This window comes from Pedobacter insulae, from assembly GCF_900113525.1.
Classification (GTDB): domain Bacteria; phylum Bacteroidota; class Bacteroidia; order Sphingobacteriales; family Sphingobacteriaceae; genus Pedobacter; species Pedobacter insulae.
On the sequence record NZ_FOPP01000002.1, the window covers coordinates 215018 to 232881 of the forward strand.

Here is a 17864-nt window from a genome sequence, read left to right on the forward strand (position 1 = left end):
CTTTTTATTTTACCGATTATTTTTTAGATTTGTCTAAATTAAAAATTAGACATACAAAAATGCAGTCCTTTACAGAAGAGAATTACTTGAAGATTATTTATCATTTATCGGTAATTAGTAATCCTGTTCAAACCAACGCCATTGCAGAACGTATCCAGACAAAAGCGGCTTCTGTAACCGATATGATTAAGAAGCTTTCGGAGAAAGAATTAGTTAATTACGTCAAGTATCAAGGTGTAACCCTAACCGAAAAGGGAAAGTTAACTGCGATCAATATTGTAAGACGACACCGCCTTTGGGAAGTATTTTTAGTTGAAAAGTTAAATTTTAAGTGGGATCAAGTCCATGAAGTTGCTGAAGAACTTGAACATATCAAATCTATATTATTGGTAGAACGGTTAGACGAATTTTTAGAATTTCCCAAAGTGGATCCGCATGGAGATCCGATACCCGATCAATATGGCAACTTTGCGGATTTATCTTTTTTAAAGTTGAGTAAGCTTAAAACAAATGAGAAAGGCACTATAACGGGCGTTAGTGAACATTCCTCACCTTTTTTAAAACATTTGGAGAAATTGGGATTAACCTTAGGTAAAAGAATCGAAGTCTCTGAAATCATTGATTTTGATGGCTCGGTTGAACTTCTGATTGAGGATAGAAAAATAAACATAAGCAAGGAAGTGGCTAAACATATTTTAATTAGCAAATGAGCGTAAATCAAAAGCAATCTTTAAGCGAAGTACATAAAAGCGTAGCAACCGATAAGCGCACAGGATGGAGAAGGATACTCGCTTTTATTGGCCCGGCTTATTTGGTAAGCGTGGGTTACATGGATCCTGGAAATTGGGCCACAGATATTGCAGGGGGTAGCAAATTTGGGTATCAATTAATTTGGGTGCTATTGATGTCCAATTTAATTGCCTTGCTTTTGCAGTCATTAAGTGCCCGCTTAGGAATTGTTAGGGGATTAGATTTAGCGCAGGCCTCACGGAATGCTTACCCGAAATGGGTGAATTTTCCGCTGTTTCTTTTGGCCCAAACTGCGATTATAGCTTGTGATCTAGCTGAGATTATTGGAATGGCTATCGGTTTAAACCTGCTTTTTGGGCTACCCTTAATTTGGGGTGTCTCCATCACGATTTTTGACACGGTACTGTTGCTGTTTCTTTTAAATAAGGGAATGCGCAAAATGGAGGCTTTTATCGTTTCTATGGTATTTATTGTGGGGATTTCCTTTCTGGTGGAAATGTTTATCGTAGAGCCTTCGCTTAAAGAAATCGTAAAGGGTTTCGAGCCTTCTATGCTTACAGGAGAGGCTTTATATATTGCTATTGGTATTATAGGCGCAACAGTAATGCCGCACAACCTTTATCTACATTCCTCTTTAGTGCAAACTCGGAAGTTTGAGCGGGATCACAAAGGAATTAAGGAAGCGATTAAGTTTAACTTTATTGACACAGCAGTGGCCCTGAATTTGGCTTTTTTTGTAAATGCTGCTATTCTAATCTTGGCGGCAGCAGCATTTTTTAAAAATGGCTTCCATGAAGTAGCTGAAATCCAGGATGCTCATCGTTTATTAAGCAATATTTTCGGGAATATAGCCCCAGCTTTATTTGCCATCGCTTTAATTGCAGCCGGACAAAGCTCAACGGTTACTGGTACTTTAGCTGGCCAGATTATTATGGAAGGCCATCTTAACTTGAGGATACAGCCTTGGCTAAGACGACTAATTACACGTTTATTAGCGATTATTCCCGCATTTTGTACGATTTTATTTTTTGGAGAAAACGCCCTTGGTGGACTATTAATTTTAAGTCAGGTGGTGCTAAGTTTACAACTTGGCTTTGCTATAATTCCTTTAATACACCTTACTTCTGATAAAAAGGAGATGAAAGATTTTACAATCAAAACTTGGGTAAAGGTATTGGCTTGGATGAGTGCGGTAGCCATTGTGAGCTTAAATATTAAACTTGTTGTGGAAGAAATTAGTGGTTGGATGGCTGAAGCTAATGGCTGGTATATCTATGTAATCGTGATTCCATTGGCGATTTTAGTCGGATTATTGTTGTTATATATTTTTATTTATCCGTTAATACATAAAAAACAAGGAATTGGGAATGTACCGCATGGTAATGCCTTGGCTATAGAGAACATCGAGAAAATTAACTATAAAAAAATCGGGATTACGGTCGACTTCTCCGCGAACGATAGAAATACTATTCGGCATGCCCTCATTCAAGGCGGTAAGGAAGCTAATTATTATTTAATTCATATTGTAGAAACAGCAGCAGCGCGCTATCATGGCAAAACTGCAATGGATCATGAAACGCAGACGGATACGGAAAATTTAGAGAAGTACCAATTAAACTTATCCGATTTGGGCTATCAAGCTAGTGTACATATTGGATTTGGAAGTACTGCAAAGGCCATCGCCGAAATTAGTAAGCAAAACAGCATCGAACTATTAGTGATGGGTGCCCATGGACATCAAGGTCTTAAAGATTTAATATTTGGTACTACGGTAAATTCAGTGAGGCATAGGGTGACGATTCCGGTGCTGATAGTGAGGTAATCAATCTTCTAACTGCCAGTTAATAGGTTTCAATCCCTCTTTAACCAAAAGTTCATTCGCCTTCGCAAAATGACCTGATCCAAAAAATCCATTATAAGCCGAGAAGGGAGAAGGGTGTGCCGCTTTAAGAATGTGATGTTTTTGTTGATCTATTAAGCTCTCTTTTTGTTGGGCATATCTACCCCAGAGTAAAAAAATCAATCCGCTGCGCTGCTCAGAAAGTGCTGAAATCACCCTGTCGGTAAAAATTTCCCAGCCTTTTTTTTGATGTGAACCTGCTTCCTGCGCGCGAACGGTTAAGGTGGCATTTAACAATAAAACACCTTGATCTGCCCAGCTGGTCAGATTGCCATGGCTCGGAATTTTAAAATCAGGGAATTCATTGGCCAATTCCTTATACATGTTTTTAAGCGATGGAGGAACAACCATTCCTTTCTGAACACTGAACGATAACCCGTGCGCTTGTCCGGCCCCATGGTAGGGATCTTGCCCCAAAATAACAACCTTAACCTTCTCAAAAGGGGTGTGATTAAAGGCGTTAAAAATATCGCCAGATTTGGGGTAAATGGTAAATCCTTGCTGCTTTTCTTCGAGCAAAAAGGATTTCAATGTTTTCATGTAAGGCTTTTCGAATTCCTGGCCAAGATGGTGTAACCAGTCGGGTGGTAAAGCGGCAGGCATATTGTTAGAATTTTTTCTCCGGTTTTCCAGGTAAAGCAGGTTTCGTTGATAAGGCTATTAACATATCTTTTTCAAGCGTTTCGTGAGGCCTTTCAGTAATGCGACCTATTTCGGTACCACTTTTGTCGGTAAAAATAAAGGTTGGAACACGCTCGATCTTTAATTTATCGATCAGGCCATTTTCAGTTTTTTTCGCTCCGTCAACTGCTAAGAAAGTAATGTCATTTTCGCTTAACTTAAGCGCATCAGCTACTTTTAAGAAATTTGGTACTTGATATTTACTGTCGCCGCACCAGGTGCCAAGAACGATGGTCATCTTTTTTCCTTTAACTAATTTGGTTAACTCACTCAAAACTACCGAATCAGGTTTATAGGCTGCGTAGTAAGAATCATAACCAGCTTTAAACTCTGGGAAAGTAGTTAAACCCTCTCTCGTACAAGAGTTTAGTAATACTTCCTGATTTCTATATTGATCCTGTACTTTTTTATTGAATTCTTGTGCGCTTGTGTTCATTGCAAATAGTAATAAGATAGCCGAAATTATACTTTTCATGCATTTATTTTTTTAATTGTGAATTGGTAGAACGTGGTAGATTTTTTGTGTAAAATATAAATTTTAAATATATTTTTTGGTATATAAACACGATATTTGCAAATATATTATAAAATCATGCCGAACTTTTTACGTTTAATTATAGGATTTGCTTTTCTTGGTGCAGCTGTTGCGCTAATGGTTTTTAGCTTTTGGGGTTGGGGAATATTATTGGTCTTTTTAAGCATCCTAATTTTTGTCACTTTCTTTTATAATGAGCATATGCTTCTTGCCCAGTGGTACTTGCGTAAAGACAATATGGAGAAAGCCGCTCAGGCTTTAGCGAGAATAAAAAATTTCGAGAAAGAACTTTATAAACCACAATACGGATACTATAGTTTGTTAATTGGATTAATTGAGTCGAGAAAAGCACCAATGAAGTCTGAAAAACACTTTAAACAGGCACTTTCATTTGGTTTACAGATGAGTCATAATATAGCTTTGGCTAAACTAAGCTTAGCAGGTATTGCAATCGGCAAAAGAAACAAGCGCGAAGCGCAGATGTATTTAACCGAAGCGAAAAAAGCTGACAAAAATAAATTGTTGGCTGATCAGATCAAACAGATCAAAGATCAGATGGGAATGATGGATAAGCAGCAACAGGTAAGATATACACGCTAAAATTTTAATTATTTCTCGTCCAAGTGATCATAATTCTCATGATACACTGAGGAAGATTGCCTACTGATAATATCTTCATCCAGCTCTGCCTGTGTACGAATGAAAAACAATTCTTCTGCCTGTATACGCTTGATAAGCTGGCGAACGAGCGATAGGTCAAAAGTATCTTTACTTAATTTGATGCAATATTGATTGTCGGTAATTTCTAAGCTCGAGTTAGTCATAATATAAAGATTTTTTTTACGGCTTAAAATTAAAAAAGGCTTATCGCAATTTCTGCAATAAGCCTTTAAGTTTTTGTTATGTTTATGTTAAATGAGATTGCTTTGTACCTCGCAATGACGATATTATTTATGCGATACAAAGAGGCCCTCGTCAGTTTTCGAAACTTTTAAAATTCCCTTGCCTGTTAAAGACTTTAAGGTAGTATCCCATTTTTTGTTGCTCCAATCTGCCAATTTTTCTTTCACATCAGTTAGCAGATGTTGTTGACCTTCTGCAACCAATGAGAATAACGCTGTTTCTTCTGCGTTCATTTCTATTTTCTTTTTCTCCGCACGCATTTGTGGGAAGAATAATACTTCCTGAATGGTCGATTGATTAGTCATTAGCATTACTATACGGTCGATACCAAAGCCTAAACCAGAAGTAGGGGGCATGCCATATTCTAAAGCGCGAACGAAATCATCGTCCATTGCCATCGCCTCTGCATCACCTCGGTCGGCCAGTTTCAATTGGTCTTCGAAACGTTCTTTTTGATCAATAGGATCATTCAATTCCGAATAAGCATTGCCTATTTCTTTACCATTTACAAATATTTCAAAGCGTTCAACCAAGCCCGCTACCGAACGGTGTTTTTTGGCTAAAGGTGTCATTTCAATTGGATAGTCGGTAATGAAAGTAGGTTGGATTAAATTAGCTTCCACCTTATCGCTAAAAATCTCATCAACTAATTTGCCGCGACCCATGGTCGAATCCGTTTCAATATTTAAATCTTTACAGGTTTGCAATAGTTCATCCTCGGTCATTGCCGAAACATCTATGCCTGTATATTTTTGAATAGACTCATACATGGTTAATTTTTCATAAGGTCCAGCGAAATTGATTTCATTTTCGCCAACCGTAACCACTGCACTACCATTGGTTGCAATAGCAACTTTTTCTAAACATTCTTCAACCATAGCCATCATCCAGATATAATCTTTATAGGCTACATAAATTTCCATGGAAGTATACTCCGGATTATGCGTGCGGTCCATCCCCTCATTCCTAAACATTTTACCAAACTCATAAACTCCATCAAAACCAGCAACAATTAACCTTTTTAAATATAATTCATTTGCTATACGCAAATAAAGAGGCATATCCAAGGTGTTATGGTGGGTAGTAAAAGGACGAGCAGCTGCACCGCCGTGGATAGGTTGTAAAATAGGAGTTTCAACCTCCATCCAACCATGATCGTCGAAATAGCTTCGCATGCTATTAATTACTTTGCTGCGCTTAATGAAAATCTGCTTATAATCAGGGTTAACTGTTAAATCTACATAGCGCATTCTATAGCGCAACTCAGGATTGGTAAATCCATCATATACATTGCCTTCATCATCCCGTTTTACGATAGGTAATGGGCGTAAAGATTTAGAAAGTACAGTGAATTTAATTACATGGATTGAGATTTCACCAGTTTGGGTAGTAAAAACATAGCCTTCTACGCCAATAAAATCACCAATATCCAATAATTTCTTAAATACGGTATTGTATAAGGTTTTATCATCACCAGGACAAAGTTCATCACGTTTCAAATAAATTTGTATCCGGCCGGTTGAATCCTGCAATTCTGCAAAAGAGGCAGCCCCCATAATATTCCTGCTCATAATACGGCCAGCTATGCTGATGGTTTTATAAGCTGTTTTATCTTTTTCGTAGTTGGCTAATATATCGGCCGCATTAGCATTAATCCTATATGCTTCTGCAGGGTAAGGGTTAATTCCTAATGCTCGCAGTTGCTTTAATGAATCGCGACGTAATATTTCCTGTTCTGATAATCCTGTACTCATTCGTGGTATTTTTTTGCAAAAGTAATGAATTTTGCCGTGTTTTTAATGTGCAAATCAATACTTGTCGCCCACCCGAATTTTTTTGCTTTTTTAATCCTTTGTTACTCTGCTTCTACTGCTTCATGGTACATCGCATTAATGGCCTCTACATACTTCTTCTCTACTACACGGCGCTTCACCTTCATGGTAGGAGTAATCTCACCTTCATCTATATCAAACGGATTTCTTTTAATGAGGAAGTTTTTAATGCGCTCGAACTTTGCCAGTTCACCAGAAATCTTTTTGATATCCTTATCCATCCATTCTTTGATTTCTGGATTGTCGATGAAAGGAGCCTCTTCTTGAAAAAAAGAGTCTGTAAGCTGGAATGTTTCTTGAAGGGTTTCTCTATTGGGGATAATAATGGCCGTAATGTATTCTCGCTTATCGCCGATTAAAAAGAGTTGATCTATTTTAGGACTTTTTAAATAGATATTTTCAACAGGTGTCGGATACACATTTTTACCGTAAGCGTTTACGATCATATTTTTGAGGCGATCGGTTATTTGCAGGTTGCCTTTATAATAGCGGCCTATATCTCCGGTATGAAACCATTTATCTTTATCAATCGCCTCGGCAGTTTCGGCAGGTTTGTTAAAATAGCCTTTCATTACGCAATGTCCCCGTACAATAATTTCCCCTTCAGCGCACTCAAAATCCTCTCTAAATGTATGATGGGTTTGGATGGTAATCATTTCTTTGGTTTCTACATCCTGAATGGCGACTTCGATTCCCGGAATAATGCGGCCCACTGTGCCATAAACCTGACGATGGTATTCCGTTACCGCCATAACTGGCGATGTTTCCGTGAGGCCAAATCCCTCCAATACTTTAATTCCCAAGTCACCAAAAAACTCCCCAACATTTCGGGGAAGTGCCGCTCCACCTGATAGCATAAATTTTAACCGGCCACCAGTTTTCTCCTTAATTTTACTAAAAACTAATTTCTCTGCAATCGCTTTTTTTGCGCCTAAAATTAATCCAGCACCTTTTCCAGCTTCTTTAGCTTCGCGGTAATTCTTTCCTGTTTCTAACGCCCAGTTAAATATATTAGCTTTCATTCCACCTGCCGCCGTTCCCGATTTAATAGCTTTGTCATGGATGCGTTCCAATAATCTTGGTACGCATGACATCACAGTGGGCCTTACTTCCCCCATATTTTTCGCCAGCAGTTCTAGACTTTGGGCAAAGGCCATTTTACAACCCTGGGCGCAGCATACATGATAAGTTGCTGTACGTTCAAATACGTGTGATAACGGCAAAAATGACAAGAAGGTTTCGGTTTCATCAATTACCGGAATCTGTTGTAGACAAACATTTACGTTCTCTACAAAATTATTGTGGGTGAGCATCACACCCTTTGGAGTTCCGGTAGTACCCGATGTATAGATTAAAGAAGAAATATCGGCAGGTAGCACTTCGCGTCTACGTTGATTAATCTGTTTCTGTTCACGCTCACTAACCGTCTTTGCCAATAAAGTTTTAAAAGGAATAACGTTAGCCTTTACATCGGCAGGAACTGGAATTTTTTCAAAATCGTTAAACGTTGGAATGATATATTGCAGCTCACAGCAATTTGCAGCAATTTTTAAGATTTTTTTAAACAGAAAAGGATTGCCTATCAATAAGGCTTTAATTCCCGAATCGTTGATGATATAAGCTACCTCATGTTCTGACAGCGTAGGGTAGATAGAAACATTGATTGCCCCGATCTGTTGAATCCCCTGGTCATAATAAACATATTCTGGCGAGTTTTCTATCATCAAGCCTAGCCGGTCGCCTTTGGCAATTCCTTTTTCCAGAAAAAAAGCGGCAATTGAATCTGCTCTTTCCAGGGTTTCTTTAAAAGATATTTCCTCCCATGCAGCGCCTTTTTTATGGATTAAGAAAGTTTCTTCAGGTTTATGAATGTTTTCGACAACATTTCTTAACAAGCTAGGGACAGTAGAAAATTCGTTGAATGCTACCATGGTGGGTTACAAATTTATATTTAGCTAACAATGATAACGGTTTAGTGTTAAAAATGCAACCTATATATTTTCTCCGTTCCTAGAATAAACAAGATCACCCAAATCGATTTTAACAATTTGATAACCCAACGACACCCTTTGTTTAGAATTCGTTAACCTAAACTTAGTTTCCACTTCATGTTAGCCGTGTAACATTGCAACGAAATTTAAGAACAGAAAAATGCTTCTCAAAAGAAAACTAAAACTAAAAATTATTATGAAGTTCAGAAATGAATTCAGTGGCGTACTGTTGCTGTTTATGCTATTAATGGGTGTTGGCAATGCTTCGGCAACTAATTATGTAAAAAATTTGACAGTAAGATCAAGGATGGAAACCGGAATTGAAGGCTCCATCAAGGATGCCAAGGGACAGGCGCTTCCTGGTGTTAGTGTCACTGTTAAAGGCTCCAAAAGGGGAGTAACATCCAATGGTGATGGAAAGTTCAATATCATCGCAGAACCCACCGATATATTGATTTTTTCAATGATAGGCTACCTAACGCAAGAGATAACAGTTGGTACGAGAACCCGGTTTGAGGTGATATTAGTAGCTGAAACAGTTAGCTTAAATGAAGTAGTGGTAACCGCAATTGGTATCAAACAACAGAAAAGAAAGCTTGGATACGCTACACAGGAGGTAAATACTGAGGTTCTGGAGAAGTCGAAAACCATGAACCTTGGAAATGCATTAAGCGGACAGGTAGCGGGATTGACGGTGAATAATCCAACAGGTATATTTCAAAGTCCACAAATCAGCCTTAGAGGAAAAACCCCACTATTGGTTATAGATGGTATTCCGGTAGAAAGCAATCTTTACGACGTGTCATCCGCTGATATTGAGAATATCAACGTGTTAAAAGGGGTAACAGCATCGGCACTATATGGTTCGAGAGGAAAAAATGGTGCGATCATTATCACCACCAAAAGAGCTAAAGTTGATGGGCTGGAAATTAATGTAGGTACCAATAATATGGTTACCGCTGGTTTCACGGTCTTTCCTGAAACACAAACGGAGTATGGCAATGGATCTGAAGGGAAATATGAATTCTGGGATGGTGCCGATGGGGGTATCTCTGATGGAGATATGATTTGGGGACCTAAATTTGGTACAGGTATAAAGGTAAGACAATGGAATAGCCCGATCCGAGACAAACAAACGGGAACAGAAATCCCATGGTGGGGTGATGTAAATGGGACAATTTACAATGATAAAGCGCGGTATGAACGGGTTCCTACCGATTGGGTGTACCATAATAACCTAAAAGATTTTTTAAGTACGGGTATAGTCACAGATAACCATTTATCAATGGCTTATAAAAGCGAGAAAGCACAACTATATTTCTCTGGTAAGCATGCCCATCAGAAAGGGCAAGTGCCTAATACCTCATTATCTACTGGAGGATTAAATTTTAGCGGCAATTATAATTTGACCAAAAATTTAGTCGCCGAAGCGAGCCTATCTTATAATAAAGTGTACTCACCTAATTTTCCGCGGTATGGATATGGGCCTAAAAACCATATGTACACGATCTTGATCTGGATGGGTGACGATGTAAATGGTAAAGAGTTAAAAGAGCATATGTATGTGCTAGGTGCAGAAGGATATCGCCAGGCAAATTACAACTATGCCTGGTATAATAACCCATACTTTGCCGCTTATGAATTAAACCAGCTGCACAATAAAAATACAATTGATGGATTAATGCGTTTAGCCTGGACGGTTACACCGGGACTAACTTTGCAAGCCAGAGCCAATTTAAGAAATACAAGTCTTTTTGAAGATATGCAAAGTCCAAAGTCTTATATGAACTATGGTGATTCAAGAAATGGCGATTATAAAAATTGGAATTCCAACCAAACCAATTTTGATGCGGATTTCTTAGCGACATATACCAAAGAGCTTAGTAATAGCATTGCCTTAACCGTTAATGGTGGTACCTCTAAATTCGCCAGAAATTATAGGCAACAATATCAAAGTACCGATGGGATTATTGTACCTTTTGTTTACAGTTTAAATAATACCCAAGGGCCTGTACAAGCCAGTAATTATTTAGAACAAAAGGAAATTCAAAGTGTTTACGGAGCTGCTAATCTTGATTTATTCAACTCGGTGTATTTAAACTTTACGGCGCGTAACGACTGGTCGTCTACCTTGCCCTCGGTTTCTAATTCATATTTCTATCCTTCGGCGTCTATCAGCACCATTTTATCTCAATATATTAAAATGCCGAAAGAAGTAGATTACGTAAAAATAAATGCCTCCTGGGCGCAGGTGTCTAATGATTTAGCACCTTATAGCATTCAATCTGTTTACACAAAAGATGTTACTTACGGTAGTACACCGTCTGTTGGTTATGGAAGTGGATTAGTTAACCCACTGATCAATCCCGAAAAATCCACCTCCTATGAGTTAGGTCTTTCTTCTGGCTTATTTAAAAATAAACTAAGTGTCGATTTAACTTATTACAATATCATTGATGAAAATCAAATCATCGACTTAAATGTTTCTCAAGCATCCGGCTTTGCTACCCGTAAAGTTAACGGTAATAAATATCAAACTAACGGCTATGAGGTGGTATTAGGTGTGAAACCTATTGCAAACAGAAATTTTGCATGGGATATGAACATTAACTGGTCGTCTTCTATCCGTAAATTAAAAGAAATCTACAATAACAATGCTAAGTTCGGCAATTTGGTAGCAGGAGATAGAGCGGACAGCTATTTTAGTACGGTATGGGAAAAAAGTGCAGACGGACAACTGATACTTGATGCAAATAGCGGTCTTCCGATCAGAGATCCATTTCAAAGAAAAGTCGGCAATATCGACCCAACCTGGAGATTTGGTTTCCAAAATAGGTTTAAGATCAAAGATTTTGTCGTAAATATAGACCTCGATGGTGCTTTTGGTGGATTGATGAACTCTACCACGATAGAGAAAATGTGGTGGGGCGGTAAACATCCCTCTTCAACCACCCATCGTGATGCAGAGTATGCTGCCGGGAAACCAATTTATGTGCCAACTGGTGTGGTAGTAACCGGTGGTAGTTTAACCCGTGATATCAATGGAGCGGTAGTATCTGATACACGTACCTATGCGCCAAATACCAAAGCGGTGAGCTGGCAAACTTGGAGCCAGCAATATCCCTATAGAGCAAGGGTTACAGAAGCTGAGAGTGAAGAATTTGCGAATACATTTGACCGCTCTTTCGTGAAATTGCGCCGCGTTTCAATTGGTTATGATATTACTAAAATAGTGAAGATAAACAAAATCAAGGCACTTGATGTAAGTGTGTATGGTTATAATCTGGCCATGTGGAAGAAAATGCCATACCTAGATCCTGACTTTGGAACCGACACCGATTTGCAAGATCCGTCTTCCAGGTATCTCGGCTGTGCTATAAACCTTAAGTTTTAATTATTTATAAAGATAAAAAAATGAGAAAATTAATCAATATATGTTTAATGGTAAGCTGCCTCATTGCGGTTTCGTGCAAGAAAGAACTTGAGACATTAAATACAGATCCGAATAGACCGCAGGAAACTCATCCGCAGTTATTGTTGACCAAAGTGGAATGGACAGCTTTTCAAGAATTTGGTGGAACTGGCCCATTGTATGCTAATAAAATGTTGGTGCAGAGTGATGGAGAAAATTTAGAACAATATTACAAATGGAACCGCGCCAGTTTTGATTCGTTCAATAATCTCCGTGTGGTTACCAAAATGGATGAAGAAGCTGCCAAATTAAATCTTAAAGCCTACCGTGCATTGGCAAAATTCTTTAGAGCCTACTATTTCTATAATCTTACGTTAACTTTTGGCGACATCCCTTATAGCGAGGCTTTAAAAGCAGAAAGTAGTACACCTATATTTACTCCGGTATATGATACCCAAAAGGAAGTTTTCAAAGGTATTTTGACCGAATTAAGTGAAGCAAATACGATTTTAAAATCAGAGAACACGATTATTCAAGGAGATATTATTTTTGCAGGGTCGGTATCAAACTGGCGTAAGGCAGTAAATGCACTCCGCTTAAAGGTATTGCTTACACTTTCAAAAAAAACCGCGGAAGCAGATCTTAACATCTCCAGTCAATTTGCCGATATTTATGCTTCAGAGCTATTGTTTGCGAAAGATGAAAGTGCTAAGCTGGTTTTCCTCAATCAACAAAATAATAGATACCCTGAATTTAACTCAAGTAGCTTTGGGTCTGGTATGTATATGGATATGACTTTTGTGGAGCGATTAAAAGAACGAGAAGATCCCCGCCTTTTCCTTTTCTGTACACAAACTAGATTAGGTAAAGAAGCAGGTAAATCCATTTCCGACTTTAGCTCTTACGAAGGTGGAGATCCTGCTGCACCCTATGCCGAAACTAACGTTAAAGCGGTGGCAGGGAGAGTATCAAAAGTACACGAACGGTATTATTCGGATCCCGTAAATGAGCCCAGGGTATTGATTGGTTATGCGGAACAACAATTAATTTTAGCAGAGGCTGCGGTAAGAGGCTGGATTGCTGCAGATGCAAAAACTTTATATGAAAGCGGCGTAAAAGCAAACTTCAAATTTTACGAACTCAATGTTGCCAGCCTTTCTTCCCATGTAAATGAAATAGCAGCAACGAATTACCTTAACAAACCACTCAATAATTTTGCTAATGCCTTAAATAGCGATCAGAAAATTGAATTGATCATTACGCAAAAATATTTTCAAACTTATTTTCAAAACGGATGGACGGCCTTTTTTAGTAATTTGCGTACAGGATATCCAAGCTTCCGCAGAGCTCCAGGTGTGAACCTTCCTTTCAGATGGATTTATCCACAAGCAGAATATAACAACAATACGGTAAATGTTAATAAGGCGATTTCAAACCAGTTTGGCGCAAATAATGATCAAATTAATCAGCCAACTTGGTGGATTAAATAATTAAAAACTAAATTCACCCCATGGATTCGAGAAGAGACTTTTTAAAAAAAACCAGTTTGTTTGCCGGCATGACAACTATGGCAAATATGGTTCCTGAATCGCTACTTAAAGCAATGTCTATTGACCCAACTCCGGGTAGTACTTACAAAGATGCAGCGCATGTCGTTTTTTTAATGCAAGAAAACCGGTCTTTTGATCATGCCTTTGGAGCTTTAAAAGGGGTAAGAGGGTTTAATGATCCCAGGGTGTTAAAACAGACTGATGGAACTCCTGTTTGGCTTCAAAAAAATAGGGCAGGAGAAACGTATGCTCCATTTAGGCTGGATATCAAAAATTCTAAAATTACCTGGATGGGTTCTTTACCACATTCTTGGGCAGATATGGTAGCGGCGAGAAACAATGGAAAGATGGATACCTGGCTGGAAGCAAAAAAAGCAGCTAGAGCGTATGAGAAAATGCCACTGACGATGGGTTATTTTGATAGAGAAGATATTCCATTCTATTATGCGTTTGCGGATGCTTTTACCATATGTGATCAACATTTTTGTTCAACTTTAACCGGTACGAGTGCTAACAGAACTTCATTCTGGTCTGGAGCGGTGAGAGAAAATCCACACGACGACAAATCATTGCCCCATGTTTTAAATGGGCAGATCGACTATAAAGATATAAGCTGGAAAACCTATCCCGAACGCTTGGAAGAAGCACAAATTCCTTGGAAAGTTTATCAAAATGAATTAAGCCTGCCTGTCGGTTTTAAAGGTGAAGAGGATGATTGGCTGGCGAACTTCACCGATAATAGTTTAGAGTTTTTTAAACAATATAACGTGAGGTTCCATCCAGCTCATGTGGCTTTTATACAAAAGCAAATTGCTGAGCTACCTTCAGAAATCAACCACCTCCAAGCTAAGTTACCCAAAACACCAGAAGAGGAGAAAAAATTACTTGAAAAAAAGCAAACGCTTGAAAAAGCAAATGAAGCCATCAAAACTTGGAATGAAGAGGGGTTTGCAGCCCTTACTTCTTTTGAAAAAAGCATTCATCAAAAGGCATTTGTGACCAATGTAGCTGATCCTGATTATCATAAAACAGCAAACATTAGCTATGATGACGAAGGTACTGAAAGGCAAATGGTGGTTCCGAAAGGTGATGTACTCTATCAGTTTAGACAAGACGTAGCCACTGGAAACCTGCCGATGGTTTCCTGGTTGGTTGCACCTTGCCGTTTTTCTGATCACCCAGGTTCGCCATGGCATGGTGCATGGTATATTTCTGAGGTACTGGATATTTTAACCAAAAATGAAGAAGTTTGGAAAAAGACCATTTTTGTACTTACCTACGATGAAAGCGACGGTTATTTTGATCATCAATCGCCATTTGTACCTCCGCATACTGAAAGGCCCCATACCGGTAAGGCATCGGCAGGGATCCACACCGCTACCGAATTTTCGGGTATGGATCCAAAAGAACCTCAGCAAGAAGGAACTGATAGTCCGATAGGTTTAGGGTTTAGAGTGCCAATGGTTATCGCTTCACCGTGGACAAAAGGAGGGTATGTAAATTCCCAGATATTTGATCATACTTCTTGCCTGCAATTTTTAGAACATTTTATATTGGCTAAAACAGGTAAGGTGGTAAAAGAAACAAATATCAGTCATTGGAGAAGACAGATATGCGGAGATTTAACATCTGTATTCAGACCCGCCAACGAACTGCCTCATGATCTTAAGCCCTTAGAACGGAACAAGGTTATTGAAAGCATCTATGCTGCCCGCTTTAAGCCACTACCAGGAAACTTCAATGCCCTTACACAACAACAGCTCGAGGAAGCAAAAAAAGAGGGGAGTTTTAAGAAATTGCACCCCTTGCAAGAACCAGGTACAAAACCTGCTAATGCGCTTCCTTATCAACATGACGTAAATTTAAAGCAGCTTTCGAATGGCAATGTGGAAATGATTTTTGCCGCAGGTAAGTCATTATTTGGAAGTAAGAGTGCTGCCGGCGCATTTCAGGTATATGCACCAGGTAAATTTAAGCTAGAGAAGGGTGGAGAGCCTGAAGTAGTGCAGATGAACCAGTGGAACTTCTGTGTGGTTCCCGGTGACGAATTAACCTATAATTGGCCTATCAATAATTTTCTTGACGAAGGCTACTGGCTGGAGTGCTATGGAGCAAATGGCTTTTATCGATCTTTTAAGGGAAGAAAGGACGCTATGGGCTTAAATGTGAAGGTTTCTGCGGAAATGTTGAACAGTAAAATAGCTACGGGCAACTTGCAGGTGAAATTGTTTGTGAATAAACCGGTAAAGGTTATAATCACCGACAATTCTTATGGAAGTGCGGTAAAAAGTGTCGTGGTAAATAAAGATAAATATCATCAAATTGTTATCGAGACCCAGCAAAGCGGATACTGGTATGATTTCTCGATAACAATTGATGGGGATCATTCGTTTAGCCAACACTATGCCGGAAAGGTTGAGACCGGTAAGCCTGGCACTACCGATCCGTTAATGGGTATTAACGCCAGTAGCATTTAACATCAGGTTATGCAATTCAGTATTGCGTACAAAAGGCTTCATGAGGGTGCTGCCAGGTCCGTAGGCTGCTAATTCTACATAGTCTGCAGAATGCTCCATAGATCCCCAACCAATTGATGTATAATCTGCCTGTATTTTACCTAAAAGCTCAAAAGGTAGTTTGGTATCTGATGTTGTGTAATGTGTTAATAAGCCCTTAGCTTGCTCATTTGAAATAGTATAACCTTGCGCGTTATTTATCAACTCGATCACTGAAGCATGACTGAAATTGGGCTTGATGGCATTTAAAACCCAATCATTGCTATGTTTAAACTTCTGGAGAAGATCAAATTTTTGATTGCTATTGTGGTCTCCAAAAAGACCTGGATTTCCATTTCCGTGATCTGTGGTTATAATTACCAGCGTATTTTGGTCTTTTTCAGCAAATTCAATGGCTTTTTCTACGGCAAGGTCAAATGCAAGCTGATCAAATAATAAACCAGGCGTATCATTGGAATGGGCCGCCCAGTCAACTTTACCACCCTCTACCTGTAACACAAAACCATCTGTATGATCTTTCATCAAGTCGATTGCTTTTACGGTCATCTCTGCTAAAGTGGGGACCTGATTTCTTAAGTTTTTATCATGTGCATAATCAACGCTAAATGGTAATGCATCTTCATCAAAAACTCCTAGGATAGGTTTTTTGTGATCAAGTTCCAGCATTTGGGCCTTTGTTTTAGCGAGCTGATAGCCAGCTTTTTCGAACTCCTCGTATACATCCTGTTTATCGCTTCGTTTGGATGGGTTAAAATATTTATCTCCTCCACCCATCATTACATCAAATCTCAATGGAAGGTACTGTAAGGCAATTTCGCTTTGCTCACCTCTTGAATTATTGGTAATGCAAAAGCCAGCAGGAGTAGCATGGGTAATTGGTACAGTGGTAACGCAGCCTACTTTCTTGCCGGCATTTTTAAATTTTTGCAATATAGGGGTGTTATAGGAACCATCTGCGTTAACATTTAGTTTTCCATTGTTTACCCTAACTCCGCCTCCCCAGGCAGAACTCGATGCGGCAGAATCGGTAACCATTGCATTAGCTGAAGCCGTGTCCATAAAAGCTCTTACCACTTTGTTTTCTTGGTATAGAGAAATCCACTTGCTTTCACGGCCATACATACGTTCAGACAAAAGGTTCGCCATTGTAAGTGTTCCATTGCTCATGCCATCGCTTACTAAAAAGATAACGTTTTTAGCTGTCCCAGCAACTTTTTCCTCAGCTCCTGAAAGTAAATTACGGGTAGGTTCTATGGCGCTTGTTAATGACGCTCCCAATAGGGCAAGTCCGCCAGTTCTTAAAAAATCTCTTCTAATCATGTTAGCAAAACTAACGGCTATACATTAACTAGATGTTAATTACTGTGAGGGGGTATATTAACTTTTACCGAAAAACAAAAGAGGCACCTAAACTTTAGGCGCCTCTTTCAACTTATGAGAAATTGGTATTTAAACAGAAAAACTTTCGCCACAGCCACAAGAGCGACTTGCGTTAGGATTATTAAAGGCAAAGCCTTTACCATTTAATCCATCAGTAAAATCTAATTCCGTTCCTGCCAAATAGAGGAACGATTTCATATCCAGTGCGATTTTAATCCCACGGTCTTCAAAAAATTGATCTCCTTTTTGAACTTCATTGTCGAAATCCAAATTGTACGACAAACCAGAACAACCACCGCCTTTTACAGAAACGCGTAAAAAGTAATCAGAACCCATTTGCGAATCCTGCATGAGATGATCAATTTTGCTTTTTGCTTTATCGGTTATGGTAATCATTTTTTTAGTACTTAGGAG

General features: G+C 38.9%; 13 protein-coding genes. 6 read left to right on the forward strand and 7 right to left on the reverse strand.

All coding sequences use genetic code 11. The annotated features are described in order from the left end of the window. The first annotated feature begins 59 nt into the window (after positions 1-59). Together BM207_RS03875 and BM207_RS03880 are read left to right on the forward strand one after the other, a co-directional pair. A complete protein-coding gene (locus tag BM207_RS03875; RefSeq protein ID WP_090992262.1) occupies positions 60-710 on the forward strand; it encodes a metal-dependent transcriptional regulator in 651 nt (216 codons plus the stop codon). After that, positions 707-2572, forward strand: a complete 1866-nt coding sequence (locus BM207_RS03880) for an Nramp family divalent metal transporter (RefSeq protein ID WP_090992263.1) — start codon at positions 707-709, stop codon at positions 2570-2572. The genes BM207_RS03875 and BM207_RS03880 overlap by 4 nt, the downstream gene beginning before the upstream one ends. Here the strand turns inward: BM207_RS03880 and ung are convergent, their stop codons facing one another. Together ung and BM207_RS03890 are read right to left on the reverse strand one after the other, a co-directional pair. Next, complete coding sequence (gene ung / locus BM207_RS03885; protein WP_090992264.1) at positions 2573-3253, reverse strand: uracil-DNA glycosylase; 681 nt, start codon at positions 3251-3253, stop codon at positions 2573-2575. A gap of 4 nt (positions 3254-3257) precedes the next feature. Beyond that, positions 3258-3806 (reverse strand): thioredoxin family protein, encoded by a 549-nt coding sequence (locus BM207_RS03890; protein WP_090992265.1) that lies wholly within the window; start codon positions 3804-3806, stop codon positions 3258-3260. Between the two features lie 117 nt (positions 3807-3923). Between BM207_RS03890 and BM207_RS03895 the strand changes: the two genes are divergently transcribed. Continuing rightward, positions 3924-4466 (forward strand): FoF1 ATP synthase subunit a, encoded by a 543-nt coding sequence (locus BM207_RS03895; protein WP_090992266.1) that lies wholly within the window; start codon positions 3924-3926, stop codon positions 4464-4466. Positions 4467-4474: 8 nt separating this feature from the next. Here BM207_RS03895 and BM207_RS03900 read toward each other — a convergent pair whose 3' ends face one another. From BM207_RS03900 to BM207_RS03910, 3 genes are all read right to left on the reverse strand, one after another. After that, the gene (locus BM207_RS03900; protein WP_090992267.1) at positions 4475-4690 is read right to left on the reverse strand and encodes a hypothetical protein; all 216 of its coding nucleotides are present in this window, start codon (positions 4688-4690) and stop codon (positions 4475-4477) included. A gap of 123 nt (positions 4691-4813) precedes the next feature. Further along, positions 4814-6523: a lysine--tRNA ligase gene (lysS, locus tag BM207_RS03905; protein WP_090992268.1), complete on the reverse strand. Its 1710-nt coding sequence runs from the start codon at positions 6521-6523 to the stop codon at positions 4814-4816. A 101-nt stretch (positions 6524-6624) separates the two neighbouring features. Further along, on the reverse strand, positions 6625-8532 hold the full coding sequence (locus BM207_RS03910) for an AMP-dependent synthetase/ligase (protein WP_090992269.1): 1908 nt from the start codon (positions 8530-8532) through the stop codon (positions 6625-6627). Between the two features lie 256 nt (positions 8533-8788). Here BM207_RS03910 and BM207_RS03915 point away from each other — a divergent pair, with 256 nt between their 5' ends. Genes BM207_RS03915 through BM207_RS03925 form a run of 3 tightly spaced genes read left to right on the forward strand, consistent with a single transcriptional unit; the run spans position 8789 to position 16031 of the window. Then, positions 8789-11986: a SusC/RagA family TonB-linked outer membrane protein gene (locus BM207_RS03915; RefSeq protein WP_218155017.1), complete on the forward strand. Its 3198-nt coding sequence runs from the start codon at positions 8789-8791 to the stop codon at positions 11984-11986. Positions 11987-12006: 20 nt separating this feature from the next. Then, positions 12007-13494 (forward strand): SusD/RagB family nutrient-binding outer membrane lipoprotein, encoded by a 1488-nt coding sequence (locus BM207_RS03920; RefSeq protein ID WP_090992270.1) that lies wholly within the window; start codon positions 12007-12009, stop codon positions 13492-13494. 20 nt (positions 13495-13514) lie between these two features. Then, positions 13515-16031, forward strand: a complete 2517-nt coding sequence (locus tag BM207_RS03925; protein WP_090992271.1) for a phosphocholine-specific phospholipase C — start codon at positions 13515-13517, stop codon at positions 16029-16031. Here the strand turns inward: BM207_RS03925 and BM207_RS03930 are convergent. Together BM207_RS03930 and BM207_RS03935 are read right to left on the reverse strand one after the other, a co-directional pair. Next, positions 16002-17390: an alkaline phosphatase gene (locus tag BM207_RS03930; RefSeq protein ID WP_090992272.1), complete on the reverse strand. Its 1389-nt coding sequence runs from the start codon at positions 17388-17390 to the stop codon at positions 16002-16004. The genes BM207_RS03925 and BM207_RS03930 overlap by 30 nt on opposite strands. Before the next feature lie 129 nt (positions 17391-17519). Further along, positions 17520-17846 (reverse strand): HesB/IscA family protein, encoded by a 327-nt coding sequence (locus BM207_RS03935; RefSeq protein ID WP_090992273.1) that lies wholly within the window; start codon positions 17844-17846, stop codon positions 17520-17522. Positions 17847-17864 lie beyond the last annotated feature (18 nt).

Coding starts and splice junctions, on each gene's coding strand:
- BM207_RS03935 (WP_090992273.1), bottom strand. CDS start 17,846: ATGATTACCATAACCGATAAAGCAAAAAGCAAAATTGATCATCTCATG.
- BM207_RS03910 (WP_090992269.1), bottom strand. CDS start 8,532: ATGGTAGCATTCAACGAATTTTCTACTGTCCCTAGCTTGTTAAGAAAT.
- BM207_RS03915 (WP_218155017.1), top strand. CDS start 8,789: ATGAAGTTCAGAAATGAATTCAGTGGCGTACTGTTGCTGTTTATGCTA.
- BM207_RS03880 (WP_090992263.1), top strand. CDS start 707: ATGAGCGTAAATCAAAAGCAATCTTTAAGCGAAGTACATAAAAGCGTA.
- BM207_RS03895 (WP_090992266.1), top strand. CDS start 3,924: ATGCCGAACTTTTTACGTTTAATTATAGGATTTGCTTTTCTTGGTGCA.
- BM207_RS03875 (WP_090992262.1), top strand. CDS start 60: ATGCAGTCCTTTACAGAAGAGAATTACTTGAAGATTATTTATCATTTA.
- lysS (WP_090992268.1), bottom strand. CDS start 6,523: ATGAGTACAGGATTATCAGAACAGGAAATATTACGTCGCGATTCATTA.
- BM207_RS03890 (WP_090992265.1), bottom strand. CDS start 3,806: ATGAAAAGTATAATTTCGGCTATCTTATTACTATTTGCAATGAACACA.
- BM207_RS03920 (WP_090992270.1), top strand. CDS start 12,007: ATGAGAAAATTAATCAATATATGTTTAATGGTAAGCTGCCTCATTGCG.
- BM207_RS03930 (WP_090992272.1), bottom strand. CDS start 17,390: ATGATTAGAAGAGATTTTTTAAGAACTGGCGGACTTGCCCTATTGGGA.
- BM207_RS03900 (WP_090992267.1), bottom strand. CDS start 4,690: ATGACTAACTCGAGCTTAGAAATTACCGACAATCAATATTGCATCAAA.
- ung (WP_090992264.1), bottom strand. CDS start 3,253: ATGCCTGCCGCTTTACCACCCGACTGGTTACACCATCTTGGCCAGGAA.
- BM207_RS03925 (WP_090992271.1), top strand. CDS start 13,515: ATGGATTCGAGAAGAGACTTTTTAAAAAAAACCAGTTTGTTTGCCGGC.